This is a genomic window from Okeania sp. SIO2B9 (genome assembly GCF_010672505.1).
GTDB classification, from domain to species: Bacteria; Cyanobacteriota; Cyanobacteriia; order Cyanobacteriales; family Microcoleaceae; genus Okeania; species Okeania hirsuta.
The window spans coordinates 1-2210 of record NZ_JAAHGK010001267.1 but is presented as its reverse complement, the minus strand read 5'-3'; the positions used below and the strand labels follow the sequence as shown (position 1 = coordinate 2210).

Genomic DNA, 2210 nt, shown 5'->3' with positions numbered 1-2210 from the left:
TATTGGGTAGGTGCCGCTTTTCCTCGTATCCCCTATCTCTCGGTCTTGGGTTCTACCGGAATGGTGACCGCTAATCTCTGTATTGCAACCCTATTAGGAGCACGTTGGCTAGAAGCTGGCTATTTTCCCATTAGTAATTTGTACGAATCTCTATTTTTCCTGACTTGGGGACTTACTACTATTCACCTCATAGCTGAAAATATGAGTGGAAGTCGCCTGGTGGGAGTTTTTACATCTCCCTTGGCAATGGGTATTACTGCTTTTGCGGCCCTAACTTTGCCCTCCGGTATGCAGTTATCAGAACCTCTTGTGCCTGCTCTAAAATCTAATTGGTTGATGATGCACGTCAGTGTCATGATGTTGAGCTATGCAACTTTGATGGTGGGGTCTTTACTGGCGATCGCTTTTCTCATTGTTACCAGTGGCCAAAAAGTAGAACTTAGTGGCAGTTCCTTTGGCACTCGTTCTTATAGAAATAATCATTCTGTGAAGCTCTCAAAAAATTTGCAACTTCAAACAGAGGGAGCTAGTCTGAATCAAATTGAGGACAACCATCAATCTTCTCCTCTATCTACAACAAATGGCCACAGGCAAACTGCTGTCTTAGAAATGGCTAGACCTACTCAAGCAGTTGAGACAGAAGTAACTCTTTCTCCTCAACGTTTGAGTATTGCCCAAACTTTAGATAATATTAGTTATCGTATTATTGGCTTAGGATTTCCTTTACTGACTATTGGGATTATTGCTGGAGCAGTTTGGGCAAATGAAGCTTGGGGTTCTTATTGGAGTTGGGACCCGAAGGAAACTTGGGCTTTGATTACTTGGTTGGTATTTGCTGCCTATCTCCATGCGCGTATTACTAGAGGATGGCAAGGACGACGACCTGCTATTTTGGCTGCTACCGGATTTGTTGTAGTCTGGGTATGTTATTTAGGAGTAAATCTTTTGGGTAAAGGTTTACATTCCTATGGATGGTTTTTTTAAATTGCTTTACTCGTTTAGCTACGAGAAATGAAGGCGCAGCATTCAGTAAGAAAGGAAGAATAAAGAGAAAGGAGGAAAGTAAAGAGTCGGGAGTAGGAAGCAGTTATTATTACTCAGATTCTACAGGTCAATTTGTCACATAAAAAGTACCACAGACATCAGTGGGTTGATCAGTATTTATACTCTATAAATCCTCATAATTTAACTGAGACGGGAGCCAAATTATGAGGAATAAATTAAGCATAAATATTTGATGGAGCCAGATAATTAGCCAGCATCATTACCCTACTGACTAATGATTGATGAATAATGACTACTGACTAATTGCCTTTTATACTAGGCTTTGAAGTGCGGAATGTAGGTAATAAGATTTCTTATTCTCGTTTTTTAAATCACTTTTTAAATTAACTTCCTTTCTTCGTTAAAAATAAATCTAGGATAATTAAATATGGAAACTGAAGTGACTTTACTAAATAATGATGATGTTTTGTCTACAAGTGCTAGTCTTTTGATGTTTCAATGTACATTTCAAGTCAGTGAATATATAACGATGATTTTAGCTAGGTTGGAGTCGGAAAATTTATTTGATGATGGGCTAGAATGTCAATTATTAAGACCTGGTGATTATTGGAGAAAAGGAAAAGTAAAATTTCGTTTAGAATTTTTTACAGAAACTGAAGAAGAGTTATATGAAGCTGTCGATCCTATTTCTCAACCCTCAGCTTACTCCATACTAACTTCTGATGAACAGCCACAGAATGTAGGAATGTGGAGTTAATGCAATTTTTTCAACAATTAATAATAGGCATAGACGTGAAAAAGATATAAATTTTTTTCTGGGATGGGGAACAGGGAATAGGGAGTAGGCAAGATATTTTGATAAACTAAGGTACAGAAAATGATTGATTTTGTGAGTTTGAAAACTCTATTTATTTCCTATAAATTGGTTAAATAAAATGCTTATTTATTTTCCACTTAATAATTAATTAGACAAAGGCAACAGCTAAAAGCATGTAGAAAACAAATATTTTGTAGTTTAACAGATTGAAAAATACTCTAAATAAATTAGTAGGGAACAGGGAACAGGGAATAGGCAAGATATTTTGATAAAAAAAGGTACGAAAAATGATTGATTTTGTGAGTTTGAAAACTCTATTTATTTCCTATAAATTGGTTAAATAAAATGCTTATTTATTTTCCACTTAATAATTAATTAGACAAAGGCA

2 protein-coding genes are annotated in these 2210 nt (G+C 35.9%); both read left to right on the top strand.

From position 1 onward, the window contains the following. Window positions 1-984: c-type cytochrome biogenesis protein CcsB (gene ccsB, locus F6K13_RS29670; RefSeq protein ID WP_287289367.1), on the top strand; the 984-nt coding region annotated here is incomplete at its 5' end. Window positions 985-1432: 448 nt separating this feature from the next. Further along, on the top strand, window positions 1433-1762 hold the full coding sequence (locus tag F6K13_RS29665) for a KGK domain-containing protein (protein ID WP_124144769.1): 330 nt from the start codon (window positions 1433-1435) through the stop codon (window positions 1760-1762). The last annotated feature ends 448 nt before the right edge of the window (window positions 1763-2210 follow it).

Coding starts and splice junctions, on each gene's coding strand:
- F6K13_RS29665 (WP_124144769.1), top strand. CDS start 1,433: ATGGAAACTGAAGTGACTTTACTAAATAATGATGATGTTTTGTCTACA.